The 24,257-nt window shown below is 63.7% G+C and carries 22 protein-coding genes and 1 tRNA gene; 8 read left to right on the top strand and 15 right to left on the bottom strand.

Translation table 11 applies throughout. From position 1 onward, the window contains the following. The first annotated feature begins 73 nt into the window (after positions 1-73). From C8J36_RS02910 to C8J36_RS02900, 3 genes are read left to right on the top strand one after another with little or no spacing between them, the layout of a single operon-like run. The gene (locus C8J36_RS02910; protein ID WP_132532436.1) at positions 74-1,270 is read left to right on the top strand and encodes an exo-alpha-sialidase; all 1,197 of its coding nucleotides are present in this window, start codon (positions 74-76) and stop codon (positions 1,268-1,270) included. Further along, positions 1,267-2,232 (top strand): 4-hydroxythreonine-4-phosphate dehydrogenase PdxA, encoded by a 966-nt coding sequence (pdxA, locus tag C8J36_RS02905; RefSeq protein ID WP_132532433.1) that lies wholly within the window; start codon positions 1,267-1,269, stop codon positions 2,230-2,232. The genes C8J36_RS02910 and pdxA overlap by 4 nt, the downstream gene beginning before the upstream one ends. After that, positions 2,229-3,362, top strand: a complete 1,134-nt coding sequence (locus tag C8J36_RS02900; protein WP_165914929.1) for an iron-containing alcohol dehydrogenase — start codon at positions 2,229-2,231, stop codon at positions 3,360-3,362. Before pdxA ends, C8J36_RS02900 begins: the two co-directional genes overlap by 4 nt. A 106-nt stretch (positions 3,363-3,468) precedes the next feature. On the opposite strand, the gene C8J36_RS02895 is transcribed toward C8J36_RS02900, so the two are convergent. From C8J36_RS02895 to C8J36_RS02885, 3 genes are all read right to left on the bottom strand, one after another. Next, a complete protein-coding gene (locus C8J36_RS02895; RefSeq protein WP_062592593.1) occupies positions 3,469-4,164 on the bottom strand; it encodes a FadR/GntR family transcriptional regulator in 696 nt (231 codons plus the stop codon). Between the two features lie 3 nt (positions 4,165-4,167). Further along, positions 4,168-5,196, bottom strand: coding sequence for a four-carbon acid sugar kinase family protein (locus tag C8J36_RS02890; RefSeq protein ID WP_132532427.1), 1,029 nt, complete (start codon positions 5,194-5,196; stop codon positions 4,168-4,170). Between the two features lie 139 nt (positions 5,197-5,335). Continuing rightward, positions 5,336-7,036: a PAS domain-containing methyl-accepting chemotaxis protein gene (locus C8J36_RS02885; protein ID WP_132532424.1), complete on the bottom strand. Its 1,701-nt coding sequence runs from the start codon at positions 7,034-7,036 to the stop codon at positions 5,336-5,338. Positions 7,037-7,319: 283 nt separating this feature from the next. On the opposite strand from C8J36_RS02885, the gene C8J36_RS02880 reads away from it, so the two are divergent. After that, the gene (locus tag C8J36_RS02880; protein WP_062592585.1) at positions 7,320-8,057 is read left to right on the top strand and encodes a GntR family transcriptional regulator; all 738 of its coding nucleotides are present in this window, start codon (positions 7,320-7,322) and stop codon (positions 8,055-8,057) included. 134 nt (positions 8,058-8,191) lie between these two features. On the opposite strand, the gene C8J36_RS02875 is transcribed toward C8J36_RS02880, so the two are convergent. From C8J36_RS02875 to C8J36_RS02860, 4 genes are all read right to left on the bottom strand, one after another. Continuing rightward, positions 8,192-8,267 (bottom strand) — tRNA-Lys (locus C8J36_RS02875). 98 nt (positions 8,268-8,365) lie between these two features. Further along, positions 8,366-9,283 carry a PhzF family phenazine biosynthesis protein gene (locus tag C8J36_RS02870; protein WP_062592583.1) on the bottom strand — a complete coding sequence of 306 codons (918 nt, stop codon included), beginning with the start codon at positions 9,281-9,283 and terminating at the stop codon, positions 8,366-8,368. An 88-nt stretch (positions 9,284-9,371) separates the two neighbouring features. Next, positions 9,372-10,142: an NUDIX hydrolase gene (locus C8J36_RS02865; RefSeq protein WP_207897445.1), complete on the bottom strand. Its 771-nt coding sequence runs from the start codon at positions 10,140-10,142 to the stop codon at positions 9,372-9,374. Further along, positions 10,135-11,238 carry an endonuclease/exonuclease/phosphatase family protein gene (locus tag C8J36_RS02860; protein ID WP_132532418.1) on the bottom strand — a complete coding sequence of 368 codons (1,104 nt, stop codon included), beginning with the start codon at positions 11,236-11,238 and terminating at the stop codon, positions 10,135-10,137. The genes C8J36_RS02865 and C8J36_RS02860 overlap by 8 nt, the downstream gene beginning before the upstream one ends. A 167-nt stretch (positions 11,239-11,405) precedes the next feature. Between C8J36_RS02860 and C8J36_RS02855 the strand changes: the two genes are divergently transcribed. Continuing rightward, positions 11,406-12,464, top strand: a complete 1,059-nt coding sequence (locus C8J36_RS02855) for an aldo/keto reductase (protein ID WP_132532415.1) — start codon at positions 11,406-11,408, stop codon at positions 12,462-12,464. Positions 12,465-12,516: 52 nt separating this feature from the next. On the opposite strand, the gene C8J36_RS02850 is transcribed toward C8J36_RS02855, so the two are convergent. From C8J36_RS02850 to C8J36_RS02830, 5 genes are all read right to left on the bottom strand, one after another. Beyond that, entirely contained in the window at positions 12,517-13,443 is a 927-nt protein-coding gene (locus C8J36_RS02850) for an SHOCT domain-containing protein (protein ID WP_132532412.1), read from the bottom strand. 129 nt (positions 13,444-13,572) lie between these two features. Beyond that, the gene (locus C8J36_RS02845) at positions 13,573-14,802 is read right to left on the bottom strand and encodes a PLP-dependent aminotransferase family protein (RefSeq protein WP_132532409.1); all 1,230 of its coding nucleotides are present in this window, start codon (positions 14,800-14,802) and stop codon (positions 13,573-13,575) included. 572 nt (positions 14,803-15,374) lie between these two features. Continuing rightward, a complete protein-coding gene (gene ilvC / locus C8J36_RS02840) occupies positions 15,375-16,394 on the bottom strand; it encodes a ketol-acid reductoisomerase (protein ID WP_132532406.1) in 1,020 nt (339 codons plus the stop codon). A 37-nt stretch (positions 16,395-16,431) separates the two neighbouring features. Then, on the bottom strand, positions 16,432-17,076 hold the full coding sequence (locus C8J36_RS02835) for a TetR/AcrR family transcriptional regulator C-terminal domain-containing protein (protein WP_132532403.1): 645 nt from the start codon (positions 17,074-17,076) through the stop codon (positions 16,432-16,434). 168 nt (positions 17,077-17,244) lie between these two features. Next, complete coding sequence (locus tag C8J36_RS02830; RefSeq protein ID WP_062592571.1) at positions 17,245-17,709, bottom strand: Lrp/AsnC family transcriptional regulator; 465 nt, start codon at positions 17,707-17,709, stop codon at positions 17,245-17,247. Between the two features lie 164 nt (positions 17,710-17,873). Between C8J36_RS02830 and C8J36_RS02825 the strand changes: the two genes are divergently transcribed. Beyond that, entirely contained in the window at positions 17,874-18,608 is a 735-nt protein-coding gene (locus C8J36_RS02825) for an aspartate/glutamate racemase family protein (RefSeq protein WP_132532400.1), read from the top strand. Between the two features lie 9 nt (positions 18,609-18,617). Here C8J36_RS02825 and C8J36_RS02820 read toward each other — a convergent pair whose 3' ends face one another. After that, a complete protein-coding gene (locus C8J36_RS02820; RefSeq protein WP_062592567.1) occupies positions 18,618-19,022 on the bottom strand; it encodes a helix-turn-helix domain-containing protein in 405 nt (134 codons plus the stop codon). Between the two features lie 167 nt (positions 19,023-19,189). Here C8J36_RS02820 and C8J36_RS02815 point away from each other — a divergent pair, with 167 nt between their 5' ends. Next, a complete protein-coding gene (locus C8J36_RS02815; protein WP_132532397.1) occupies positions 19,190-20,074 on the top strand; it encodes an SDR family oxidoreductase in 885 nt (294 codons plus the stop codon). Positions 20,075-20,108: 34 nt separating this feature from the next. Here C8J36_RS02815 and C8J36_RS02810 read toward each other — a convergent pair whose 3' ends face one another. Continuing rightward, positions 20,109-20,864: a pyridoxine 5'-phosphate synthase gene (locus C8J36_RS02810; RefSeq protein ID WP_132532394.1), complete on the bottom strand. Its 756-nt coding sequence runs from the start codon at positions 20,862-20,864 to the stop codon at positions 20,109-20,111. A 605-nt stretch (positions 20,865-21,469) separates the two neighbouring features. Here C8J36_RS02810 and C8J36_RS02805 point away from each other — a divergent pair. Further along, positions 21,470-22,753, top strand: coding sequence for a hypothetical protein (locus C8J36_RS02805; RefSeq protein WP_132532392.1), 1,284 nt, complete (start codon positions 21,470-21,472; stop codon positions 22,751-22,753). Positions 22,754-22,839: 86 nt separating this feature from the next. On the opposite strand, the gene C8J36_RS02800 is transcribed toward C8J36_RS02805, so the two are convergent. Then, positions 22,840-23,967, bottom strand: coding sequence for an ATP-dependent RecD-like DNA helicase (locus C8J36_RS02800; RefSeq protein ID WP_132532389.1), 1,128 nt, complete (start codon positions 23,965-23,967; stop codon positions 22,840-22,842). Positions 23,968-24,257: the final 290 nt, after the last annotated feature.

Raw genomic sequence — 24,257 nt, 5'->3', positions numbered from 1 at the left:
ATCAATCCGCACTAACATCGTAAAACTTGACAACTCAAAAATTTCCGTGGCTTTTGAGGCGATGGAGGACAAGATGAATCCCGAAGAAATCGCCCGCGGCATGAGCGGAGCCCTTGCGTCCGTCGCCTCAGGACGGGAGGAAGCCCTGCTCCCCTCGCCGATGATCCAGAATCACGCCGCCTTCCTGCACAGGCTTGCAGACGGCGCGCTCGTCTGCGCCTGGTTCGGCGGAACGCTGGAAGGCAAGTCGGACATTTCCATCTTTGCCTGCGTCCTGCCGAAGGGCGCATCGCAATGGGGCCCGCCCCAGCAACTGAGCAACGACCCCGCCCATTCCGAACAGAACCCGATGTTCTTTACCGCGCCGGACGGCAGGCTCTGGTTGTTCCACACCTCGCAGCCCTCCGGAAACCAGGACGAATGCCGCATTCGCATGGTCGAGGTTCTGCGCGACGAAACCGACCCGCATGGTCTGAGCGCACCGGGCGGACGCTATCTCGACCTGCCCCGCGGCTGCTTCGTGCGCGCCGGCATCGTCGTCAGAACGGACGGCGCCTGGCTGCTGCCGATCTTCCGCTGCATCCAGCGGCCGAATCAGAAATGGAACGGCAGTCACGACACCGCAGCGGTCGCGATCTCGGAAGATGCCGGGGTCACCTGGCGCCTGCAGGATATCGACGCCTCCATCGGCTGCGTCCATCTCGGGCCGGTCATTCTGGGCGAGGGTCGCTACGCCGCCTTCTTCCGCCGTCGCCAGGCGGATTTCATCTACCGCACGGAAACGGTGGACGGTGGCCGCACATGGTCGCCGCCGGCCCCGACCGATGTGCCGAACAACAATTCCTCCATCGCCGCCACCCGCCTGCGCGATGGCCGGCTCGCCATCATCTGCAACCCTGTCAATGCGGAGCAATCGCCGGAACGCCGTGCATCGCTCTATGACGAGCTTGGCGAATCAGACGACCGGCCGGACGCGGACCCGACCGGCGGCTGCGTGCCGATCTGGGGCGTGCCCCGCGCACCGGTGGCATTGTGCCTGTCGAGCGATGACGGCCTGACCTTCCCGGAAAGGATCGTCATCGAAGCGGGACCGGGCACCTGCCTCTCGAACGATTCCATCGACGGCCGCAACAAGGAGATGTCCTATCCCTGGCTGCTCGAAGAGCCGGACGGGACGCTGCATCTTGCCTACACCTATCATCGTCGCGCGATCAAACATGTCCGCCTGGCTCCCGGCTGGGACAGTGCGGCTGGACGGAGAGTTTCATGAGCAACATCATCGGCATCACCATGGGCGACCCCTGCGGCGTCGGTCCGGAGATTTCCGTCCGCGCCCTTCTCGACATGTCGAAGGAAGACCGGGACCGCACCCGCATCTACGGCAACCTGCCGACGCTGGAGGCCGCACGCGATGCGCTGGGGCTCGATATCGATCTCGTACCCCATGTCGTCGACCTGCCGATCGAGGGCGCGCCGCTCGCCTGGGGACAGTTGAGCCCGGTCGCGGGCGACGCCGCCTTCCGCTTCATCGAAAAGGCCGTGCGCGATGCGGAGGCGAAGACCATCGGCTGCATCGTCACCGCGCCGATCAACAAGGAAGCGCTGAACCTTGCCGGCCACCATTATGACGGCCATACCGGCATGCTGCGCAGCCTCACGGGATCGAAGGCCGCCTATATGCTGCTTGCCTCCGAGAAGCTGAAGGTCATTCATGTCTCCACCCACGTCTCGCTGAAGGAAGCCATCCAGCGGGCGACGACGGAGCGTGTTCTCGCCACCATCCGCGCGGGCGATGCGCATCTGAAGCGCATCGGCTATGCCGCACCCCGCATCGCCATTGCCGGCATCAATCCGCATTGCGGCGAAAACGGCCTGTTCGGCACCGAGGACGACGACCAGATCGGCCCCGCCGTCGTCGCGGCGCGTGCCGAGGGCATCGATGCGCACGGCCCGATCTCGGCCGATACCGTCTTCCATCGGGCCTATACCGGCGCGTTCGATCTGATCGTCGCGCAGTATCACGACCAGGGACACATCCCGATCAAGCTCGTGGCCTTCGACACCGCCGTCAACGTCTCCGTCGATCTGCCGATCGACCGCACCTCGGTCGATCACGGCACCGCCTTCGACATCGCCGGCAAGGGCATCGCCAATCATGGCAACATGAACGAAGCCATCGCCTATGCCCGCAAGCTCGTGGCCGGCCGCGCCGACCCCGCACAGCAAGGATGACCGCCATGGCGATCGCTCCCATCACCCTTCACCAGCCGCGCCGCCTCATCGTCGGCGCCGGCACCATTCGCGAGGTCGGCGGCTGGGCCGCGGATGCGGCCTCCGTGCTGGTCATCGCCACCCCGATCACCGCCGGCTTCATCGACCGGCTGCAACTGAAGGGCCGCATCACCGTTTTCGACGCCATTCCCGGCGAGCCCGATATCGCCACGCTGAACGCCGCGATCGAGGCTGCGCGCAGCTGCCGTCCGGATCTGATCGTCGGCCTCGGCGGCGGCTCGGTTCTCGACGTCGCCAAGCTCGTGGCCGCGCTCTGGGATGGCGACCAGACGCTCGCCGATGTTGCCGGGCCGAACAAGGTCGCCGGACGCCGCACGCGCCTCGTGCAGGTCGCGACCACCGCCGGCACGGGATCGGAGGCCGGCATCCGCTCGCTGATCACCGACCCGGAAAAGGGCAACAAGATCGCGGTGGAAAGCCCGCATCTGATCGCCGATGTCGCCGTGCTCGATCCGGAACTCACCTACTCCGTGCCGCCGTCCGTGACGGCGGCCACCGGCGTCGATGCCATGGCCCACTGCGTCGAGGCCTTTACCAACCGCCGCGCCCATCCGATGATCGACGGCTTCGCCCGCATGGGTTTCGGCCTCGTCGGACGGTTCCTCGCCCGCGCCGTGCGCGACGGCACGGATACCGAAGCCCGCGAGGGCATGATGCTCGCCTCCTATTACGGCGGCATCTGCCTCGGGCCGGTCAACACCGCCGCCGGTCATGCCATCGCCTATCCGCTCGGAACACGGCTCCGCCTGCCGCACGGTCTGGCGAACGCCATCATCTTCCCGCAGGTCCTCGCCTTCAACCAGCCGGTCGCAGCCGAGAAATCCGCGGAGGTCGCGCAAGCCCTCGGCCTCGGCGCGGGCGAACGGCTGTCGCAGGACGACCTCCTGCGTCAGGCGCACATCTTCTGTCGCAATCTCGGCATCGAGATGTCGCTGCGCGCGCACGGCGCCACGGAGGCGGATCTGCCGATCTATGCATCCGACGCCCATGCCAACCGCCGCCTGATGGACAACAACCCGATCGACATGAGCGTCGAGGATGTTCTGGCGATCTACCGCGCCGCCTACTGACCGGCCACGGAGCGCGGCGCCCGGACATCGCCCCCAGATATCGCCCCCGACATCGGCGTCGATTTCGGGGGCGAACCTGTGACCGAAGATCAAGACTTGTCTGGCGTCAGTTCGGAAACAGCCGCTCGCGCGACCCGGTCAGATGCTCCCGCATCAACTCGCCCGCAAGCGGACCATCGCCGGACGCGATCGCCTTGGCGATCGCCTCGTGCTCGCCGAACACGCGGGCAAGCCCGGCGCTGTCGCGCTTGACCGAGGCGCCGTGGAATTTCATGCCCACGGCGATATGCTCCTTCAGGGCCTCCATGGCGGTCGAAAAATAGGAATTGCGCGCCGCGCGGGCGATCGCGAGATGGAACTCGAAATCCGCATCGACGCGATGGGACTGCCGGTTGGTGGCGTCCCGCATCAATTCCAAAGCCTGACGGATGGCCGTCAGGCTCGCCTCCGTGTGCCGCGCGGCAGCCGCACTGGCCGCTGCCGGCTCGAGCGTCAGGCGAAACTCGTAGCAGTTCAAGAGATCGGCGACGTTTTCGAGCTGCCCGAACCCGAGCGGCTCCTTCAACCCCAGCGCCCGCACGAAGCTTCCCGCACCCCGGCGCGAATAGATCAGGCCCTGCTCCCGCAGCCGCCGCAGCGCCTCGCGGATGATCGGCCGGGACACTTCGAACTCCGCCGCCAGATCATGCTCCGTCGGCAGGCGCTCGTCCGGCTGGTAGGCGCCCGACTTGATGGCACGGTGCATCCGCTCGAAGACGACGTCGCCGAGGCTCTTGCGTGTCGTTCCCGCTTCCAGTCCCATTCCTCAACCCCCGTCGCGAAGCATCTGGGCCGCGATCTCGCTCAGCGTTTCCGCGCCGCCGAAACCGCCGGATTTCGCGATAATGCAATGCCCGTTCGCAAAAGCAACGCCAAGCCCCGGCAGGCATTCGCCGAGCAGGCGGAACCGATGGATCCCCATCCGCGCCAGAACCGCTTCCGCCGTCGCGCCGCCCGAAAGCACCAGCGTGGCAGACGCCGGCACCAACTCTGGAAAGACGCCGGCAGCCAGATGCAGCGCCACGTCAGCGGACGAAATGTCCTGCTCGCCGGGCACGGCCTGAACGAGTGTGAGGAACGCGCTCTCGACCCCTGGGGAGGCCGGGCGTCCATTGGGCGCCGCGAGATAGGCCGGCGCATGGCGGGCGCGGAGATGGTCGATTTGTGCAAGCGTGATCGGATCACGCGAGCCGATGACGAAGAGGCCGGGTCCGGCCGGGATCGTCGCGGCACGCGCCGGCACGTGCCCGGTCATGCGCATGGCCAGGGCCTCGGCCAGTCCGCGCGCACCAACCAGGAGATCGACGCCCTCCGCCAGCGCCGCATCGAGCTGCGCCGCCATCCCGGCCATATCGGCCGTCTCCGGAATCCGCGCTTTCCCGGCGTGGCCGCCGAGACGGTCGGCGATCGGGATCGGCAGATCGACGCCGAAGCCACGGACCTCACCGTTCATGACGACGCGGCCGAAATCCGGGATCGCCGGCGCCACCAAAGCATTGCGAAAGGGCGTCACGTCGAGTTCGGCGGCGATATGGCCCTTCAGGCGCGAATCGACCTTCTTGAAGAGCACGACACCGGCAGGCAGGGCAGCCAGAATGGTCCGCGTCGCCGCCTGCGCAGCCTCCGCCCCGACTTCGCGCGACTGGACGTTGATCGACAGGACATCAGGGCTTTCTGCCAGGGCCTCGGGGATAGCAGCCGGAACGAGGGCGACCTCGACAGTCAGGCCCCGCGCGGCAAACGGCGCGGCGGCATCGAGCGTGCCTGTGAGATCGTCGGCAAGTATGACCAGCAAGATGACGGCCTCCGCAATAAGTTGTCATCTTTATTCGACCATGATCTGTTGTTTTGTCAACATTTTTGGCGTCGAAATGACAGGTATCGCGACGTGAGCCTTTAGAAGATGGAGAAGGCGTCGGGGGAACGCCGCTTAATCAGGCGGCGAACCTGCTGCGGCCGTCACGCGGCGTCGAGGTTCCGCGATGGGCACCCTTGTCGTCGAACCGGAACTGTTCCAGCAGCTGGAAGAGCGCGCTTGCTTCTTCGGCAAGACCGTGGCTCGCAGCCGTCTGTTGCTCGACCATCGCCGCATTCTGCTGCGTGCTCTGATCGACCGTATTGATGGCCTGGTTGATCCCGCCGAGCGCGGTCGACTGTTCCCGAGCCGCCTCGACGATGGCCCTGATATCTTCGTTGATGTGCTGCACGTGGCCGGCAATCGTCTGCAGCGCTTCGCCGGCCTTGCTGACGAGCGACACGCCGCTCTCGACATGCGCGCTCGACGTGGTGATGAGCGCCTTGATCTCCTTGGCCGCACCGGCGGACCGCTGCGCCAGCTCCCGCACCTCGTGAGCGACCACGGCAAAGCCCTTGCCCGCCTCTCCGGCACGCGCAGCCTCGACACCGGCATTCAGCGCCAGAAGATTGGTCTGGAACGCGATCTGGTCGATGACGCCGATGATATTGGCGATCTCGCGGGAGGAATTGTCGATCTTGTCCATCGCCGAAATGGCTTCGCGCACGACATCGCCGGAGTGATCGGCGCTTTCCTTGGCGCGACCGACGAGAACGCCGGCACCTTCGGCACGCTTGCTGGACCCCTTGACCGTCGTGGTGATCTGTTCGAGCGCGGCCGCGGTTTCCTCGACGGAGGCGGCCTGCTGTTCCGTTCTGCGGGCGAGATCGTCCGCCGACGTCCGCACCTCGTCTGCGCCCGACGCGATCGCTTCCGCATTCGTCCGGACCGCCTTGAGGGCGGTTTCAAGCTTGCGACAGGCCGCGTTGAAATCGGTTCGCAGCTTGTCGAGGCTCGGCAGGAACGGCTTTTCGATCTGCTGGCTCAGATCGCCCTCGGCAAGCCTGGAGAGACTGTCCGCCAGGCGATCGACGTTCATGACGCGCTCGGTGACATCGGTTGCGAATTTCACGACCTTGATGACCCGGCCTTTGAGATCGAAAACCGGATTGTAGGATGCCTGGATGAAGACGGCCTGCCCGTTCTTGCCGATCCGCATGAACTCGTCCGAGACGAATTCGCCGGCGTTCAGCTTTGTCCAGAACGCCGTATAGGCGGCCGATGCGCGGTACGCCGGATCGACGAACATGCTGTGATGCCGGCCGGCGATTTCGCCGAGGCTGTATCCGAGCGCCGTCAGGAAATTGTCGTTGGCGGTGATGATCGTCCCGTCCGGCTTGAACTCGATCATCGCCTGAGCGCGTGAGACCGCATCGATCTTGGCGCCGGTATCCATGCCCGCAAGCTTCGTCGCCGTGATGTCGTTGGCAAATTTGACGACCTTCACGACCTTGCCGGACGCGTTCTTGATCGGGTTGTAATTGCCGCGGATGAAGATCTCGGAGCCATCCTTCGCGATGCGCATGAATTCGCTGCAGACGAAGGTGCCATCCCGAAGCTTCTTCCAGAAAGCGGCATAGTCGCCGCTCGCGGCATAGTCCGTATCGACGAAGATCCGGTGGTTCTGCCCGACGATCTCACGCTCGGCATAGCCCATGAGATCGCAGAAATTCTTGTTCGCCTTCAGGATCTTCCCCGAGGGATCGAATTCGATGATGGCGAATGAAAGATCGAGCGCGTCCAGGACCTTGTCGGATGTCGAAGTAAAAAGCCCAGCCACGTCACGCTCCCCCTGAAAGTGTGACGTATAATCGCTCTTTTAGATGAAGAGTTTGCTAACATGAAAGTCGGGACTTAAATTTCATCGCCACGCCACGCCATGCCACGCCAAGCCGAGGCTCGCAGCGACGGAAGCGTCAGCGGCCGTACGGGCGACCAGCACCCGGCGGCACCGCCTTTCCAAATTAATATACTACCATATCACCCGATTGGGGTGCGGGGCGTGGAAATCCGTCCGAAACTATGCAATTACAATAGGAATGACAAAAATAGGGTTTTCCGAAATGGTGACGAAGCGCGTCGCAGACATATCGGCTCAAGAGACAGGCACGTTTGCACCCGCGCTGGATTTGACCATCAATCCCCGCCTTCCCATCACCGCGCAGATCTACGAGAAGCTCCGGCGGGCGATCATCACGCTGGCCATGATGCCGATGGAAGCGCTGAGCGAGAAAGAGCTTTCGCTACAGCTCGGCGTCAGCCGCACGCCCGTTCGCGAGGCTCTGATCCGGCTGGCCGACGAGGGGCTGATCGACATCCTTCCGCAACGCGGGAGCTTCGTCGCCCCCATCCGTCTCAGCGATGTCGAGGAAGCGCAGTTCATCCGCAAAAGCCTTGAAGTTGCAGTCGCAAAGCGCCTCGCGGCCGGCTGCTCCAAGCACTTCCTGACCGAGATCAAGAGCAACCTCTACGATCAGGAAAAGGCGGTCGCCGCGGAGGCGCTCGATCAGTTCCGCGAACTCGACGAGACCTTCCACCGCAGTTTCTGCGAGGAGGCCTCCCTATCGAAGAGCTGGCGCATCATCCAGTCCGTCAAGCTTCAGGTGGACCGCGTCCGATATCTGAACCTTCCCGATCCGTCGCATTTGAGACTGCTGCTCCAGCAGCATCGCGCCATCGTGGACGCCATCGAGGCGGGCGACGTCATCGCCGCCGGAGACAACATGACGGCCCATCTGCGCGACGTTCTGCTGACCGCCCGCCGGCTGCGGGAAGAAGGCGTCGACCTGATCGAAGCCTGAGTCCACCGCTTCCATGTAAGGTGAAGCCTGCCTTCTCGATATACTACCATGGCAGGTTTGTGCTGCCGCAGACATCCGCCACCAGATCGGCACAGGCCTTAAACAATTGATAAAAACAGGATTCTGGAAAAATTTGGTGGGTGATGTAGGGTTCGAACCTACGACCCGCTGATTAAGAGTCAGCTGCTCTACCAACTGAGCTAATCACCCACTAAGACGGCATCGCTGCTGTCTGACGCGGCGTATAAAGGCCTTCGCGCAGCTTGTCCAGTTGTCCCGCATAGGAATTCGTGGAAAGCGCAAACTTATCAGAGATAAAGTTCGCCGGCGGCGATCTTGACCGCCTGCCCGCCGATCCGCGCCCCGACGATGCCGCCATTGCCGATATCCAGATGAAGATGAAGGTAGGACGGACGGCCCATTTCCACGCCCTGCTCCACGAGATAGCTATGATGCCCTTCCGGGAGCTGATCGAAACAGTGGATGGCCGCCGAGAAGGCGGCGAGCGCCGACCCGGTCGCGGGATCCTCGTGGACGCCCATGGCGGGCGCAAACATGCGCGTGTGGAAACGGGCGTGATGATTGATGCCGCCGCGGCAATAGAGATAGGCGCTGGCCAGCCGCCCGTCGGCCATGGGCGCGATCTGCTCCCATCGCGCCGCATCGAACTCCAGCTCGGCCATGGCCTTGAGGTCGTGCAGGGGGATTGCCACGAAGGGCACGCCCGCGCTCCAGAGAGCGGGGACGTGGTTTTCGAACCCGATCTGCGTCGTCTTCAAACTGAGGGCATCGGCGATGCGGCCGATATCGAAACGGGCATCGAGCCGCACGGATTTGCGCGGCAGGTCGAACTCGGCAAAGCCGGCCTCCCCCGGCCGCAGCTTCACCGCGCAGCGCACCGGACCGACATTCTCCTCCAGCACATGGACGAGATCGCGATTGACGCCCTCGCCGGCCTGCGCCGCCTCCGCCAGGGCCACGGCCGCGCCGACGGTCGGATGTCCGGCAAAGGGAAGCTCGGTGCCCGGGGTAAAGATCCGCAACCGCGCGGCGGAGGTCGGATTGTCCGCCTGGCAGATGAAAACCGTCTCCGAAAGGTTGAATTCGCCGGCGATCGCCTGCATCGCCTCGCTCGAAAGCCCGTCGCCGTCGAACACCACGGCAAGCGGATTGCCCTGAAGCTTTTCCTTCGTGAAGACGTCGTAGATCGCGTATCGGCGTGCCAAATCCGTTCTCCCATTCCTGCGACCGCCTCTGACGGTCAGCCGCCACCGGACCTTGCCTTCGCGCTCCGCCGCGGGCAAGGCAAAATCGTCATCGATGCCTTCCGAAGATGTGCGCGAGAATCACCCGCATAAAGGGCTGGTAGTTGTGCGCCTGCGGATCGGCGTCGAAGATCGCGACCGCACCGTCGATCTCGTCGTCGTCGGCGGTCTCCACATGGCGCGCGATGCGCGACAGGATGGAGGCCGATGTTTCGGCAAAGCGAAGCCTGCGAAACAGCGTGGCGGAGCCGCTCATCTGTAGCGCCTCAAACGGCCCCGGCACCGCCTCGCCGATATCCAATCCGGTCTCCTCCAAAACCTCGCGGCGCATGTTGCCGGGCACGTCGCACACGAGGCCACGCGCGTCCTCCACGAGATCGGAGGCGTCGATGGACCCGGCCGCGCAATAGATCTTGCCGGGATTGGCGGTATGCGCGCCCATCCGCACGGCAATGACGGCACCGTCCGAGGTCTCGATCACCGGCACCGCAGCGAGATGGCAGGCAACGGGCGGACGCGCGGCCGAACGCCACCAGAGGAAGGCCGCATAGGGCGCGAGATAGCCTTCGCCGACGATGGTTCCGGATCGAACGGTGAGGCGATGCTGCAGCACCATCTCGCCATTGAAGAGCGCGGGATTGGCGGCATGCTCCCGCTCCCAGTTCTGCGCAATGTCAGGTCCATGCTGCGCGATAACGGGATGCGGGCCCGGCAGGACGCGCAGGTCGATGCCGGTGACGGGGAAGATGACGCCCTCCCCGGGCCAACCGTCTGCGATCCCGGACGAGCTTGCCGGGGGAATATGCGGCATCTCAGACATCGAGCGCCACCACGACGGGGCAGTGATCCGACGCCTTCGGCCGGTCCCAGCCGATGCGGGGATATCGCTCGACATCCTGCCCGGGCGGAAAAACGGTGCGGTAAGGTTGCCCGGCGCGGATGATCTCCGGCACGGCATGCGGGTTGCGGGCCGCAAGAGCGGGCGACAGCCAGATGTAATCGAGCTGGCAGAGATGGCGCTCGGCCGGGCCACGGCTGTGGAACAGCGTCCAGCGATCGAGCACCGGCCGCCGCTGCACGACGTTCTCGGCGAAGCCGTCCGCCGCAAACACGTCGAGCGCGGCGGATGCGTCCACGGCCGGGACGAAACCATAACCGCTCCGTCGATCGCCGGTCACGTCGATGCGTTCGCGATAATCGTTCATGTCGCCGCAGATCGCGAAATTTGCCGTCCGCGTCTGGCCCGGAAACCGCTTCTCGACGATGCGCCGCACGGCAAGCGCCTCCGCACGCCGCACCGGCATGGTGGACGACCTGCCGTCCACGCCGTCCCGGTTCGGACCCATCGATTTGAAATGCACCACGAACACAGTCAGCGGTCGTCCGCCGATGGTCAACTCGAGTTGCAGGCAGTCCCGCCGGAAAATTCGGTCCTCCGGCACGTTCGTCCGCTTGATCTCCGCATCGTGCAGGCCGAGATCGGCATAGGTCAGGGCGGCATGCGAAATTGCGCTGGTGCAGACGATCGCCTCGCCGTCCCGCGTCGCCTCCCGCATCATCACGGCCACGTCGATGCCACGCCCGTCATTCCCCTCGATCAGCACCTTCTTGCGATAGCCGCTGCCCATCATCCGATAGAGATAGCCATATTCGAACGCCTCCAGCGCGGCCATGTCGTCGGCCTCCTGCAGGCAGAGAATATCCGCGTCGCAATCGGCGATCGCCAGCGCCGACATCTGCCGCGTATCGTCGGCGTGCGTGATCGTGCGCGCTTCCTCGAGACGCTCGTAAGCCGCCTCGTTGCCGATATCGAACAGCCGCAGCACGCGATCCTGCTTGGACGGGTTGCGGAAGCCGGAAAAATCGAACCGGCGCATGAGGTTTTCGATGTTGAAGGTGGCAAGTCGAAGGGTCATGAAGGCATCCGCTGTCTCGTCCCCGACCATAGACGGGCTGGCCCGAGAGGCAAGCGCTGAAGGCAGCCATACGCGCAAGCATGTGCTCATCTGCCGGCCGCCGCATTTCCGGACGACCGGCACCGCCCTATCTGCCGCGGCACGACGCATCAACAGGAGGAAACAGCATGGAATACCGCAATCTCGGCCGCTCCGGTCTCAAGGTCTCCACCATCACCATGGGCACGATGACCATGGGTGGAAAAGGCTGGGCCTCGATGGTCGGCAGCCAGGGTGTGGACGAGGCGCGACGGTTGATCGACATGTGTCTGGACGCCGGCGTCAACCTGATCGACACCGCCAATGCCTATTCCGCCGGCGCCTCGGAGGAGATCATCGGCGAGGTCCTCGGCGGCAAGCGCAAGAACGACGTGCTGATTGCGACCAAGGCCCGCTTTCCAATGGGCGACGGCATCAACAATCAGGGCCTCTCGCGCCACCATCTCATCCGCGAATGCGAGGCGAGCCTGAAGCGGCTGAACACCGATGTGATCGACCTCTATCAGGTCCACCAGTGGGATGGGCAGACGCCGCTCGAGGAGACGATGGCGGCGCTCGACACGCTCGTGCAGCACGGCAAGGTGCGCTATATCGGCTGCTCCAATTTCTCGGGCTGGCACATCATGAAGGCCATGGGCATCAGTGCGAGCGATCACCGTCATCGCTTCGTCAGCCAGCAGATCCACTACACGCTGGAAGCCCGCGAGGCCGAATACGAGCTCTTGCCGATTTCGATCGATCAGGGCCTGGGCGTCCTCGTCTGGAGCCCGATCGCCGGCGGGCTTCTGTCCGGCAAGCATCGCCGCAACCACACCCCGGAGGGCAGCCGCCAGGCCGCCGGCTGGACAGAACCGCCGATCCGCGACGTGGACCGCCTCTGGGCGATCGTGGACGTGCTGGTCGAGATCGCCGAGAGCCGCGGCGTGTCGGCCGCGCAGGTGGCGCTGGCCTGGCTGATTGGCCGCAAGGCGGTGACGTCGGTCATCATCGGCGGGCGAACGGAGGCGCAGTTTCGCGACAATCTCGCCGCCGCCGATCTCAAACTCACGGCTGAGGAGCGCACCCGGCTGGACACGGTCAGCGCCCCGCCCATCCTCTACCCCTACTGGCACCAGATGCAGACGGCAGCGGATCGCCTCGGCGAGGCCGACCTCTCGCTGCTCGGCCCGCATATCGCCAAGGCGTGAGCGGAAAATCGAACGGCGACGGATTGCATATCCGCCGCCGTTCTGGCGTCGTCTAAAGACGCTTGAGAAGTTCGGCCTTCTTCGCCGAAAACTCCTCTTCCGACAAGATGCCCGCCGTTTTCAGCGCCGCGAGCTTTTCGATCAAGGCGATGATCTGCAGGCCATCGGAGGAGGAGGACGGACCGGGCGCCTGTGGCCGAGCCTCTGCCGCGTCCACGAGACGCTCCTCGAGAGACGTCTTCGCGGGATCGATCGCGGCGAGCGGCGCCGACTGGGCGGCAGACCAGCTTTCGGCCGCATATCCGCTGGCAGCGGCGTCCGGCTGGTAGGCCGGCGTGGATGAGATTGGCGTGGATGAGATCGGCGCAGCGGTGTAGCCCGCCCCGGCGTGGCTCGTGGCTTGATCGGGCATCGGCTCCGCGCCGGGCAGGTCGCCGCCATTGTTGAGACGGCGGAGGCTGGACACCGAAAACGAGCCGCGCTGGCTGGTGAAGGTCTGCGAGCCCCCGACGCCCTGTTGCTGGCCGACGCCCGAGATCAGATGGTCCTCGGTGTCGTAAAGCGTCACGCCGTCGCCGTCCTTGATGGCCAGGCAGTGCTGGGAGGGAAAGACGGCATAGGCGCTGTCGTTCTGCGCGCCGGTGCTGGAGGGCACGCCCAGCCATTGCGGCCACCAGGCATGCTGCCCGGTGGAGGCGCCGGCAACCTCGATCCGCCCGGACGACAGGGCTTCGGCCAGACTGTTGCAAAGATTGTCGACCGTGTTCTTCAGTCCGTGATTGAACATATCGCCAACCATGGTCATGCCGCCGCGCATCCATTGCCCGTGGCCGCCAAGCTCGGCGATATCGAACTGGGCCATGGTGCCGTGTCCGCGCTTCACCGCGACGAGCATCGCCGCCACGGCGTTCTCGCTCAGCTGGAAGCGCCCGGCGAGTTCGGAAAGAAAAGCTTTTGTGGCATCGCTCTGGCCCTGCATCGATCGTCCTCTTCGCTTTCACCACGCGGAGAAGCCGCGTACCACCCTCATGACAGAGTGGTACGCGAATATATAGAGCAAGGCTTGCAGACGATCAGGTCTGGCAGATGATCAGGGCGATCAGAGCGATCAGGCGACCTTGGCGAGGATTTCGCCGCGGATGAGCGTGGCGAGGCGCGAAATGCCTTCCTCGATCATCGTCTCATTGGCGCAGGAGAAGCTGACACGCAGCGTGTTGGCACCCGATCCATCGGCGAAGAACGCCTTTCCGGGCACGAACGCGACCTTGGCGGTGACCAGCGACTTCGCGAGAAGCGCCGCCCCCTCCATGCCGACCGGCAGGGTCAGCCAGACGAACATGCCGCCTTCCGGACGCGTCCAGGAGACGCCGTCGGGCATGTGCGTCTCCAGCGCCTTCAGCATCGCATCGCGGCGCTGGCTGTAGACGGAGCGGATCTTGTCGACCTGCCGATCGAAGCCGCGTTCGGCCACATGGCAGATCGCCATCTGGTTGATGGTCGAGGAGTGCAGGTCGGCCGCTTGTTTCATCAGGACCAGCTTGCGGATGACCGGCATGGCGGCCACGACGAACCCGACCCGGAGGCCGGGTGCCAGCGTCTTGGAGAACGAGCCGCTATAGATGGTGCGGGTCTCGTTGATGGCACCCTTGCGGGCGATTTCAAGTGCGAGGATCGGTGGGATCGCATCGCCGTTGAAGCGCAGCGACTGGTAGGCGCCGTCCTCGATGATGGCGATATCCATCTCGTCGGCCATGTCGATCAGCGCCTCGCGCTGGCTGCGCGACACGGTCTCGCCGGTCGGGTTGGAGAAGTCCGCCGAGAGATAGGCGAACTTGACGCGACCGCCGGCCTTGGCCGCCGTCTCCTGATAGGCCGCCGGCGTCCGGTTGCCGCCGGGCGTCAACTGGTCGTAATTCGGCTCATAGGCATTGAAGGCCTGCAGCGCGCCGAGATAGGTCGGCCATGTCACCAGTGCCGTATCGTTCGGCGACAGGAAAAGCTTGCCGAGATAATCGAGCGCCTGCTGCGAACCCGAGGTGATGAGAATGTTTTCCGCTTCGCAGGGCATGCCGATCTTCGCCATCTCGCCGACCAGCCATTCGCGCAGCGGAAGGTAGCCTTCGCTCACCGAATATTGAAGCGCGGCACCGACGGCCGGCCCGGAGAAGATGTCGGCATAGGCGGTCTTGAATTCCGCGTCCGGAAACAGCGCCGGGTCCGGAATACCGCCGGCAAAGGAGATGATGTCGGGGCGATCGAGCAGCTTCAGAAGTTCGCGGATTTCCGACGCGCGCATACGGCTCGAGCGCGTTGCGAAAATGGATTCCCAGTCCAGCATGGATATTTCCTCGATGATGCTTTTGCCGAACCACATCACGGCAGGTGGAATAAGTCAACAATGCTGACCTAAATCAGCGTAAAAAATCCGCATCGATCGACGCGGCCAGAGAGAGGCTGCAGATCATGCGGAGAGCGATGGCGGGAGGGCTTGCAGGAGCGGACCGCGTGGCAGCAGACACCGTGGACCACCGGGCACGAATGCCCGGCGTGTTCTTTCCAGAGGCAACGGGACGTCTAACCCGTTGTCGCCGGATGTCAGCCTAGCCGACAGGCCTCAAGCGCTGCCGGATGTCATGCTGCACGCGATCAGGGCGCCGATGGCGCAGAGAATCGCAAAGTCGAACCAGGCGAAATACTCCATCACGGTCGTCATCACACTATCCTCCTCGATGTGGAACGAGACAGGCAAAGTGTGCGCCCAACCGCGCGATCATGCAACCCTTAATTACCTGTTTTGCAAAGCACAATCGATTTTGCGCTGCAAAAACAGTCTTGGGAACGCGGATACAGCGGGAACGAAAATGCCGGGCAAGGCTGCCCGGCATCGCCGTTTCCGATGAAGGAAGAGGCTTAGTTGCGGGCCTTGTCGACCAGCTGGTTCTTGGCGATCCAGGGCATCATGCCGCGCAGCTTGGCGCCGACTTCCTCGATCTGGTGGGTGTCGTTCATGCGGCGGATACCCTTGAAGCGCGCAGCGCCCGAACGGTATTCCTGCATCCAATCGGAGGTGAACTTGCCGGTCTGGATGTCGTGCAGGACGCGCTTCATCTCGGCCTTCGTTTCCGAGGTGATGATGCGCGGGCCCGTGACGTATTCGCCCCACTCGGCCGTGTTGGAGATCGAGTAGTTCATGTTGGCGATGCCGCCTTCATAGATCAGGTCGACGATCAGCTTCACTTCGTGCAGGCACTCGAAATACGCCATCTCCGGCGCATAGCCGCCTTCGACCAGCGTTTCGAAGCCGGCGCGGATCAGCTCGACCAGACCACCGCAGAGAACGACCTGTTCGCCGAAGAGGTCGGTTTCGCACTCTTCCTTGAAGTTCGTCTCGATGATGCCCGAACGGCCGCCGCCGACGCCGCAGGCGTAGGACAGCGCGAGATCGAGCGCGTTGCCCGAAGCGTCCTTGTCGACGGCGACGAGGCAGGGAACGCCGCCGCCCTTCTGGTATTCGCCGCGCACCGTGTGGCCCGGGCCCTTCGGCGCGATCATGACGACGTCGAGCGTGTCCTTCGGCTCGATGAGGCCGAAATGGACGTTGAGGCCGTGTGCGAACGCGATGGCTGCGCCGTCACGGATGTTGCCGGCGATGTCGGCCTTGTAGATGTCGGCCTGAAGCTCGTCCGGGGTCGCCATCATCAGGAGGTCGCCCCACTTGGCGGCTTCGGCGACGGTCATGACCTTGAAGCCGTCGGCTTCGGCCTTCTTGATGGTCGGGGAGCCGGCCTTGAGCGCGATGACGACATTGGTGGCGCCGCTGTCCTTGAGGTTCAGCGCGTGGGCGCGACCCTGGCTGCCATAGCCGACGATGACGACGTTCTTGGACTTGATGAGATTGAGATCGGCATCACGATCGTAATAGACGCGCATGGAATGTATCCTTCCCTTGTTGAAATCTCGGCCGCCTTCAGGGCTTGGCCGTTTGTCTTTTCGTGCCGTAGAGATCGAGAAAGGCGTCGACCGCCCGCTCCGCCCTGCGGCTGAAATCCTGCTGTGTCGGCTTCACGTCCTCGCCGAGCAGCATGCGGAGATGCAGGTCGGTGACGATGAGCCCGTAGAGAACGCCGTAGGCTTCCTCACCATTGTCGAACCGCAGGAGCCCTGCCCTGCGGCCGGCATCCAGCAACCCTCCGGCCCGCTTGCCGATCTGCCGACGACCGCGCTCCTGCAGCATCTGCCCGAGATGCGAGCCGTCGCGGCTCGCCTGCCCAATCGCAAGACGGTTCAGCGCCAGCGAAACGTCGCCGCTGAGAACGTCGAGCAGATCGCGCGCGAAAACCACGAGATGCGCCCGCAGGCTCTCCACGGTCAGCGTTTCCGCCCGCTCTTCCAGCGTGCGCACCTTGCTCGCCTGATAACCGATCATCGCCGACAGAATGCCGTCGCGATCGCCAAACCACTTGTAGAGGCTTTCCTTGGAGCAGTTCGCCGCCCGCGCGACACCCGCCGTCGTCAGCGCCCGTTCGCCGCCATCGACCAGCAGTCGCAACGCGCTATCCAGAACGGCGTTCTGGCGCGGCGAAAATTCCGGCTGGGTGGACAGGGACGACACGACGAGAACCTCCAGATTAGTACCGTACGGTACGGTTCTTCTTATGCCGAATGTGGATCAGGCGGTCAAGCCGGAGAGGTGGAAAATTCTTGCGTGAACCAAAAGGCGCGACGGTGCCCTGTCTCAAGGCAACGAAGATACGCTCCTCACCGTGCCGAGAAAGAACCGTTACACGGCGTAATCGACCGGAAATGCGGCCCCGCTTTTCAAGACCTCCATGGAGATCGACGCGGAGACGTCGAAGAGCTCGGTTTTGCGCACGATCTGCTTGTAGATGACGTCGTAGTGCTCGACGCGCGGCAGCACGATCTTCAGAATATAGTCGTAATTGCCGGTCAGGCGGTGCACCTCCACGATCTCGGGAATGTCGCGAATGATCCGGCGAAACCCGTCGATCCAGTCGTCGGAATGCTGGGTCGTCTTGATCAACGCAAACACCGTCGTCGGCACGCCGATGCGGTCGCGATCAAGCACCGCGATGCGGCGCGCAATATAGCCCGCCTCCTCCAGCCGCTGGATGCGACGCGAGCAGGCCGAGAGCGACAGGCTGATTTTCTCCGCCAGCACCGTCACGGACTGGTCGGCGTCCTCCTGCAACAAGCCGAGCAGTTTTCGGTCACGATCGTCCAGCATTCATGCGCCTCCACAGGATCCGGCGCCGAAATATTGCATGAAATTTTTCTATGGCGCAATTCCTGTGCGTCAAACAGTGTTTTTTAGCCGGGAAATGCAAGCACATGCCGCTCGTTCCGCCGCATCATGGTCGTCAACGCAAGCTCAGCAGGGGAAACGGCGCCATGCGAAAGATCGGTCTGATCGGTGGAATGAGCTTTGAAAGCTCGGTTGTCTATTACCGCATGGTCAACGAAGCCGTGCGCGCGCATCTTGGCGGCCTGCATTCAGCCGAAGTGCTGCTGCACTCCGTCGATTTCCAGTCGATCGTCGATCTCCAGATGGCAGGTCGCTGGACGGATGCCGCCCAGCGTCTCGCCGATGTCGCCCGCGCATTGGAAGCGGCCGGCGCGGATTGCGTCCTGATCTGCACGAACACGATGCATCTCGTGGCTGAAGAGGTGCAGGCCGCCATCGGTATCCCCCTCATCAACATCATCGACGAAACCGCGCAGGCGATGTCTGCCGCCGGCATCCGGCGCCCTCTGCTGCTCGCCACGCGCTACACGATGGAGCATGGCTTCTATGCGGAGCGCATGGCCGGTCACGGCATCGACGTCATGGTGCCGTCAGTCGAGGATCGCACGCTCGTCCACGACGTCATCTTCAAGGAGCTTTGCGCCGGCCATGTCCTCGACGCCTCGCGCGCCGCGCTGCATGCCGTCATCGCCAAGGCGAAGGCGCAGGGTGCCGATGCCGTCATCCTCGGCTGCACCGAAATCTGCCTCATCCTCGATCCGGATGCTCTCGCTCTGCCCGGCTTCGATTCGACCGCCATCCATGCCGGCGCTGCCGTGGCCTTCGCTCTGGATGCGTCCGCGGAGTTGAAAACCGAGGCCGGTTGCCGCCAGGCGGCCTGATACGGCAGCTCAGCCCGCAGCGTCGAAGACGTCGCGAGACTGGCGGATCGTGCCGTGGTGTTTCGTCGACCAGTCGACGAGCGGCAGGAGAACGTCCAGAAAAGAGCGGCCGAGATCCGTCAGCGCGTAATCGACGCTCGGCGGATTGGTCGGATAGACGGTGCGGGCGATGTATCCGTCACGCTGCAGGTCGCGCAGCGTCTGCGTCAGCATGCGCTGCGAGATGTCCGGAATGGTGCGCTTGAGCGCCGAAAACCGCATCGGCCCCTCGCTGAGCGCGTGGATCATCAGCGTCGTCCATTTGCCGGCGATATTGCCGAGCACGTCGCGCATGGGGCAATTGGCGGCATCGAACACGACGCCGCCGATGATGACGGCGCTAGTACCCTGGGCCCTTCGGACGTTCGTGTTCATGGGTCGGTTCCCTTTCTGTGCCTATCGGCGAAAAAACTGCCGCCTTTACAGATGCGTCCAAGTGAAGAAGAAAGAGCAGGTCTCTTTTCGAGACTATATCTTTCATCGGCTCCCGCTGCAATGCGGCACCCGTCATTCTTGAGCCTGTCATCTGGAGAAGCAAGTCCATGTCCAAGATCCTCGTTACCGGCGCCGCCGGCCAGTTCGGCCGTCTCGTTCTCGACGAACTCCTCGCCTCGGGTCAGGTCGCTCCCGCCGATATCGTCGCGGCCAGTCGGGACCCCGCAAAGCTTGCCGCCTATGGCGAAAAAGGCGTGACGCTGCGCAAGGCCGATTTCGATGATGCCGCCACGCTCGACGCGGCCTTTCAAGGCATCGACAAGGCGCTGATCATCTCGACGGACGCGCTCGCCGTTCCCGGCCAGCGCCTGAGCCAGCATAAAAATGCCGTCGCCGCCGCCAGGAAGGCCGGCGTCGGCCGCGTGTTCTACACCTCGCTGCCGAATGCTGCGACATCGGCGGTCAGCTTCGCACCGGATCATCTCGGCACCGAGGAGGCCATCAAGGCCACCGGTCTCGCATACACGATCCTGCGCAACAGCTGGTACATGGAGAACCTGTTCCTGTCCGTGCCGACCGCGCTCCAGTCCGGCACCTGGTACACGTCGGCCGGCGACGGCAAGACGTCCTACGTCGCACGGGCGGATCTCGCCGCAGCGACGGCCGCAGCCCTTCTCGGCGAGCGAACCGGCAATGAGACGCTGACCCTCACCGGCCCCGTCGCCTACACCAATGCCGAGATTGCAGCTCTCGTCAGCGAGATCTCCGGCAAGCCGCTCGCCGTAGTGAACCTCACGGACGAGCAGCTCGCACGCGGGATGGAGGCAGCCGGCGTCCCCACCTTTCTCATCCCGACACTCGTGTCGTTCGACGCGAACGCGCGCCTCGGCCACATCGAGATCGTCACGGATTCGGTGGAAACACTGAACGGCCGGCCGTCGAAAAACCTCCGGGCGTTCCTCGAGGAGAACAAGGCCGCGCTCGCCGGCTAAACCATCGGTCAGACACCTCTCGAAGGGTCTGCGGTCAGGCGAAAACCTCGCCGCAGGCCCGACGGAAACGGCGTACCGTTTCCGTCATGCCATATTCCAGGGCATCGGCCGTCAGACCATGCCCGATCGAGACCTCATCGAGATGGGGAATATGCTCGACGAGCGGCGGCAGATTGTCGACCGTCAGATCATGCCCGGCATTGACCCCGAGCCCGAGCTCGCGCGCGATTGCCGCCGTGCGGCCCAATTCCCGGGCGATGACGGCCGCCCGATCCGGCGCGCCAAAGCAACCGCCATAGGGACCGGTGTAGAGTTCGATACGATCGGCCCCGGTCGCGCGTGCAATGTCGAGCGCCTCCCGGTCGCCATCCCCATCGGCAAACAGCGAGACGCGAAGCCCGAGATCCTTGAGCCGGGAGATGACATCCGTCAGAAGCTCCCGGTTCGCCCGGAAATCCCACCCGTGATCGGACGTCGCCTGCGCCGGATCGTCAGGCACGAGCGTGACCTGCTCGGGGCGATGGCGCTCCACCAGCCCCAGAAACTCGGCATTGGGATAGCCTTCCATGTTGAATTCCGCCTGCGGAAACATCTCGTCGATCAGCGTCCGCAGAGGGCCGAGATCGGAAAAGCGAATGTGGCGCTGGTCGGGACGCGGATGCACCGTCAACCCATGCGCTCCGGCCTCCAGCGCCTGCTTGCCGATACCGACCACAGACGGCCACGGAAGGTCGCGGCGGTTTCGCAGCATGGCGATCGCATTGAGGTTGACCGAAAGCTTGGCGGGCATGTGACACCTTGAAAGATCGGAGACATCGGGACGGCGAGCGGCGCCCGGAGGCGACAGGCCACGTCTATCACTCCCCGGGACGCCGTTCCAGAGGCGGTGGGCGGCTTGCCATCGCCGCCGATCAGCCTTTTAAGATCACCGCTTCACAACCCCAGGATGCTCGCCTCCGAGGAGACTGCATCCGGACGATGTTCGCCGACGTCCCATAAAGGTGCGCGAAAGGTTTATTTCTCTATCATTAGTAAGTAAATGACATCATTTTTAAACGCGCATGATATCAGGTCTTGCTAGAAGGATCGCTTGAACCAACAATAGGCCTGCCGGCCGCGCTGTGCGCGCACCGAGTCGGATGCCTCGATGGGAGACGGGTTCGTCGGCAACCTATACCGCTGAAGAGTCAGTGGAAAATTACGCAACCTTGAAGAGTTATTCTGCGCGTATCTGGTGAAAATGTCCTCGTTATGTGGTAGGATGATGCTTCTCACTCAGATCAAAACGAGAAGCGCGGGTGAAGACCTGCAACGTTACAGACGATGTGAAGAGCCGAGGCATCCGTGAGACGAAATCGATCGGTGCTCGTTGAAAGAGAAAGGAGGCAGTGTGTCTTGAAGCCGTTGGACAGACCCACCGATACGGAAATCCGCACGGCGCTTGCCGATGTCTTGGCGAGCGCAGCTTTCGCGCGCTCCGAGCGCCTGCGTGCTTTCCTCTCCTATGTCGTCACCAAGGATCTTGCCGGCCAGTCCATGCAGCTGAAAGGCTACACGATCGCGGTCGATGTCTTCCGCCGTCCAGACGCCTTCAACGCCGACAGCGACCCGCTGGTCCGCGTCCACGCCGGCAAGCTGCGCAAGCTTCTGACGGCTTTCTATGAGACCGAAGGGCAGGATGCCGTCTGGCAGATCGAGATCCCCAAGGGCGGCTATGCCCCGGTCTATCTGCGTCGTCCGGCTGCTGCATGCCCTCAAGGTGTCACGACCTTGACGACGGAAGCGAATGTCGAAGGCGAGTCCACTGCCCCCCGCGCGATCGTATCGATCGCGCCGTCGAAGCCCGCGCCGGATGCCGTCGTCCACGGAGTGCCCTTGGCCGCCGGAACGGCCAACGTCTCCACTGCCGAAGCGGCGCCGGTGCGCGCCGGTGCGCCTGCGGGATCTCGAGCGTCGATCGGCAAGCGGGCGAGGCCCAGCTGGCTGCCGGCGCCGCTGGCGACGCCCGTCGCGATGATCTCGCTTCTGCCTCTCCTGCTTTTCACCCCGTTGAGTTCGACAGCCCTCGGCGTCAGTCCGCAGATCCAGGCCCGTCTTTCGCTTTCGACAAACGCCGACGATACCGACGTTCCGCGCGTGACAGTTCGGGTCGATGGCCCGGCCGCCAACGGGGACGACGTTTTTGCGACGCGCCTTGCCCAGCAGATCCGCGCGGCGATGGATTATTACACGGTGATCATCCCCGGATCGCAGCCGGACGCGCTCGCCTGGCAGGCACCGTCGAAAAGCCCCCTCTCCTTCACCATTTCGATAGGCCCCGCGGAAACGGATCAGCAGACGCGTGTCCGGGTGTCGAGCGATGCCACGGGCGAGATCGTGTCGCAGATGTGGATCGACAACGAGAATCTCTCGAACGATTTCGACCTGCTGTTCGAGAGCCTCGGCGTGGCCGCCAAGACACTTGCGACCAATGGCGACCTTTTCCACTACGCGGTCGACAAGGGGATATCGAGCCCGCTGATGCAGTGCATGCTGATCACCGACACCTATCGCCGGGAGAAGAGCCGGGATGCGCTGAAGGAAGCGCGTCTCTGTCAGGAAAAACTTCTGGGCAAGCGGAAGACCGAGAGAGAATTCATCATCAGCGCCAGTGAGTTGAAGCGCAACGTTCATCCGTAAAAAGCAAACGTTCGTGCGGAGGATATTGGTATTCGCTTATCGCGGATCGGGGATGCAGGTTGTGCCCGGCTCCGTGAACGCCCGTTTCAGCGCACAATCGTCAGCGTTTCCGCCGCACGCGTGATCGCCGTATAAAGCCAACGCTCGCGCGTGTCGCGAAAGGCCCAGCTCTCATCGAACAGCACGACGTCGTTCCATTGCGACCCCTGCGCCTTGTGCACGGTCAGGGCATAGCCGTAGTCGAACTCGTCATAGCGTTTGCGCGTCGACCAGGGGATCTCGCCTTCGACATCCTCGAAAGCCGTCTTGAGCAGCTTGATCTTGGCCGCGCCCCGATCGAGGTCGTCCTCCTCGGGCCGGATCATCAGATTGATGCCCGGCTTCACCGTTTCCTTGGACGAGGTCATCACCTGCCACAGCGATCCGTTCAACAGCCCCTTCGCGGGGTCGTTACGCAGGCACACCAGCTTGTCGCCGGATTGCGGATACTCGGTCGTGAACCCCTTCAGCTCCCGCAGTCGCGTATTGTAGCGCCGCCGGGTCTTGTTGGTGCCCACCAGCACCTGATCGGCCTTGAGAACGAGATCCTGCGTCACCTCGGATTTCGGGATGATCTTCGCCGTGCCGTAGTCGCCGAACATGATCTCCTTGCCTTCGCGCACCTGCATGGCAAGCTTGATGATAGGATTGTCGCGCGCCTGCCGGTGAATATCGGTCAGAAGATAGTCGGGCTCGTCATTCGTGAAATAGCCCCCGCCGGACACCGGCGGCAGCTGCCCGGGATCGCCGAGCACGAGGATCGGCGTACCGAAACTCATCAGATCCTTGCCCAGCGCCTCATCGACCATGGAGCATTCGTCGACGACGATCAGCGCGGCTTTCGCGACCGGGCTCTGGCGGTTGATCGAGAACATCGGCGAGACCGAGGTCTTGCCGGTTTCCTCGTCGGACACCTCTTCCTCGCCGCGCGGCCGGTAGATCAGCGAATGGATCGTCTTGGCGTTCGAGGCGCCCTTGGAGCGCAGCACCTGCGCGGCCTTGCCCGTAAAGGCGGCAAACAGCACTTCGCCATCCACATGTTCGGCAAAATGGCGGGCAAGCGTGGTCTTGCCCGTGCCGGCATAGCCGAACAACCGGAACAAGGGCTTGCGCCCGGCCTTCAGCCACTGGCTGACGGCCTTCAACGCCTCGTCCTGCTGGGGTGCAAATTCCATGCAACGACGTGGCAGGATTCGGCGCCGGAGCGCAAGCCCGCCGGCGCGCTTTCCCCCCGCATGCGCGAGAGGCCGCCCGCTGTGGCAGCCGCAAACGAAAAGGCAAATGGAGGCTGCATCCTCCTCCTTTGACGTTTGAGAATTCTTGACTTCCACCGGCCGATGGCTCTTAACCCGCTGACGGTCCGCCCGCTGCCCGCCCGCAGTGCGCGCGGCGCTTCTTACAACCCGGCTGAGCCTGATGCCCCGGCTGGACCTGCCCGAGCGAGAATGGCCAGAAATCGAGCCGC

The sequence above is a fragment of the Rhizobium sp. PP-F2F-G48 genome (genome assembly GCF_004342335.1).
Lineage (GTDB): Bacteria > Pseudomonadota > Alphaproteobacteria > Rhizobiales > Rhizobiaceae > Ferranicluibacter.
This window is presented reverse-complemented; position numbering and strand designations above follow the sequence as displayed.

Excerpts from the sequence above, each read along its gene's own strand:
- C8J36_RS02910 (WP_132532436.1), top strand. The coding sequence starts at position 74 with ATGAATCCCGAAGAAATCGCCCGCGGCATGAGCGGAGCCCTTGCGTCC.
- pdxA (WP_132532433.1), top strand. The coding sequence starts at position 1,267 with ATGAGCAACATCATCGGCATCACCATGGGCGACCCCTGCGGCGTCGGT.
- C8J36_RS02900 (WP_165914929.1), top strand. The coding sequence starts at position 2,229 with ATGACCGCCATGGCGATCGCTCCCATCACCCTTCACCAGCCGCGCCGC.
- C8J36_RS02895 (WP_062592593.1), bottom strand. The coding sequence starts at position 4,164 with ATGGGACTGGAAGCGGGAACGACACGCAAGAGCCTCGGCGACGTCGTC.
- C8J36_RS02880 (WP_062592585.1), top strand. The coding sequence starts at position 7,320 with ATGGTGACGAAGCGCGTCGCAGACATATCGGCTCAAGAGACAGGCACG.
- C8J36_RS02865 (WP_207897445.1), bottom strand. The coding sequence starts at position 10,142 with ATGTCTGAGATGCCGCATATTCCCCCGGCAAGCTCGTCCGGGATCGCA.
- C8J36_RS02860 (WP_132532418.1), bottom strand. The coding sequence starts at position 11,238 with ATGACCCTTCGACTTGCCACCTTCAACATCGAAAACCTCATGCGCCGG.
- C8J36_RS02855 (WP_132532415.1), top strand. The coding sequence starts at position 11,406 with ATGGAATACCGCAATCTCGGCCGCTCCGGTCTCAAGGTCTCCACCATC.
- C8J36_RS02850 (WP_132532412.1), bottom strand. The coding sequence starts at position 13,443 with ATGCAGGGCCAGAGCGATGCCACAAAAGCTTTTCTTTCCGAACTCGCC.
- C8J36_RS02845 (WP_132532409.1), bottom strand. The coding sequence starts at position 14,802 with ATGCTGGACTGGGAATCCATTTTCGCAACGCGCTCGAGCCGTATGCGC.
- ilvC (WP_132532406.1), bottom strand. The coding sequence starts at position 16,394 with ATGCGCGTCTATTACGATCGTGATGCCGATCTCAATCTCATCAAGTCC.
- C8J36_RS02830 (WP_062592571.1), bottom strand. The coding sequence starts at position 17,709 with ATGCTGGACGATCGTGACCGAAAACTGCTCGGCTTGTTGCAGGAGGAC.
- C8J36_RS02825 (WP_132532400.1), top strand. The coding sequence starts at position 17,874 with ATGCGAAAGATCGGTCTGATCGGTGGAATGAGCTTTGAAAGCTCGGTT.
- C8J36_RS02820 (WP_062592567.1), bottom strand. The coding sequence starts at position 19,022 with ATGAACACGAACGTCCGAAGGGCCCAGGGTACTAGCGCCGTCATCATC.
- C8J36_RS02815 (WP_132532397.1), top strand. The coding sequence starts at position 19,190 with ATGTCCAAGATCCTCGTTACCGGCGCCGCCGGCCAGTTCGGCCGTCTC.
- C8J36_RS02810 (WP_132532394.1), bottom strand. The coding sequence starts at position 20,864 with ATGCCCGCCAAGCTTTCGGTCAACCTCAATGCGATCGCCATGCTGCGA.
- C8J36_RS02800 (WP_132532389.1), bottom strand. The coding sequence starts at position 23,967 with ATGGAATTTGCACCCCAGCAGGACGAGGCGTTGAAGGCCGTCAGCCAG.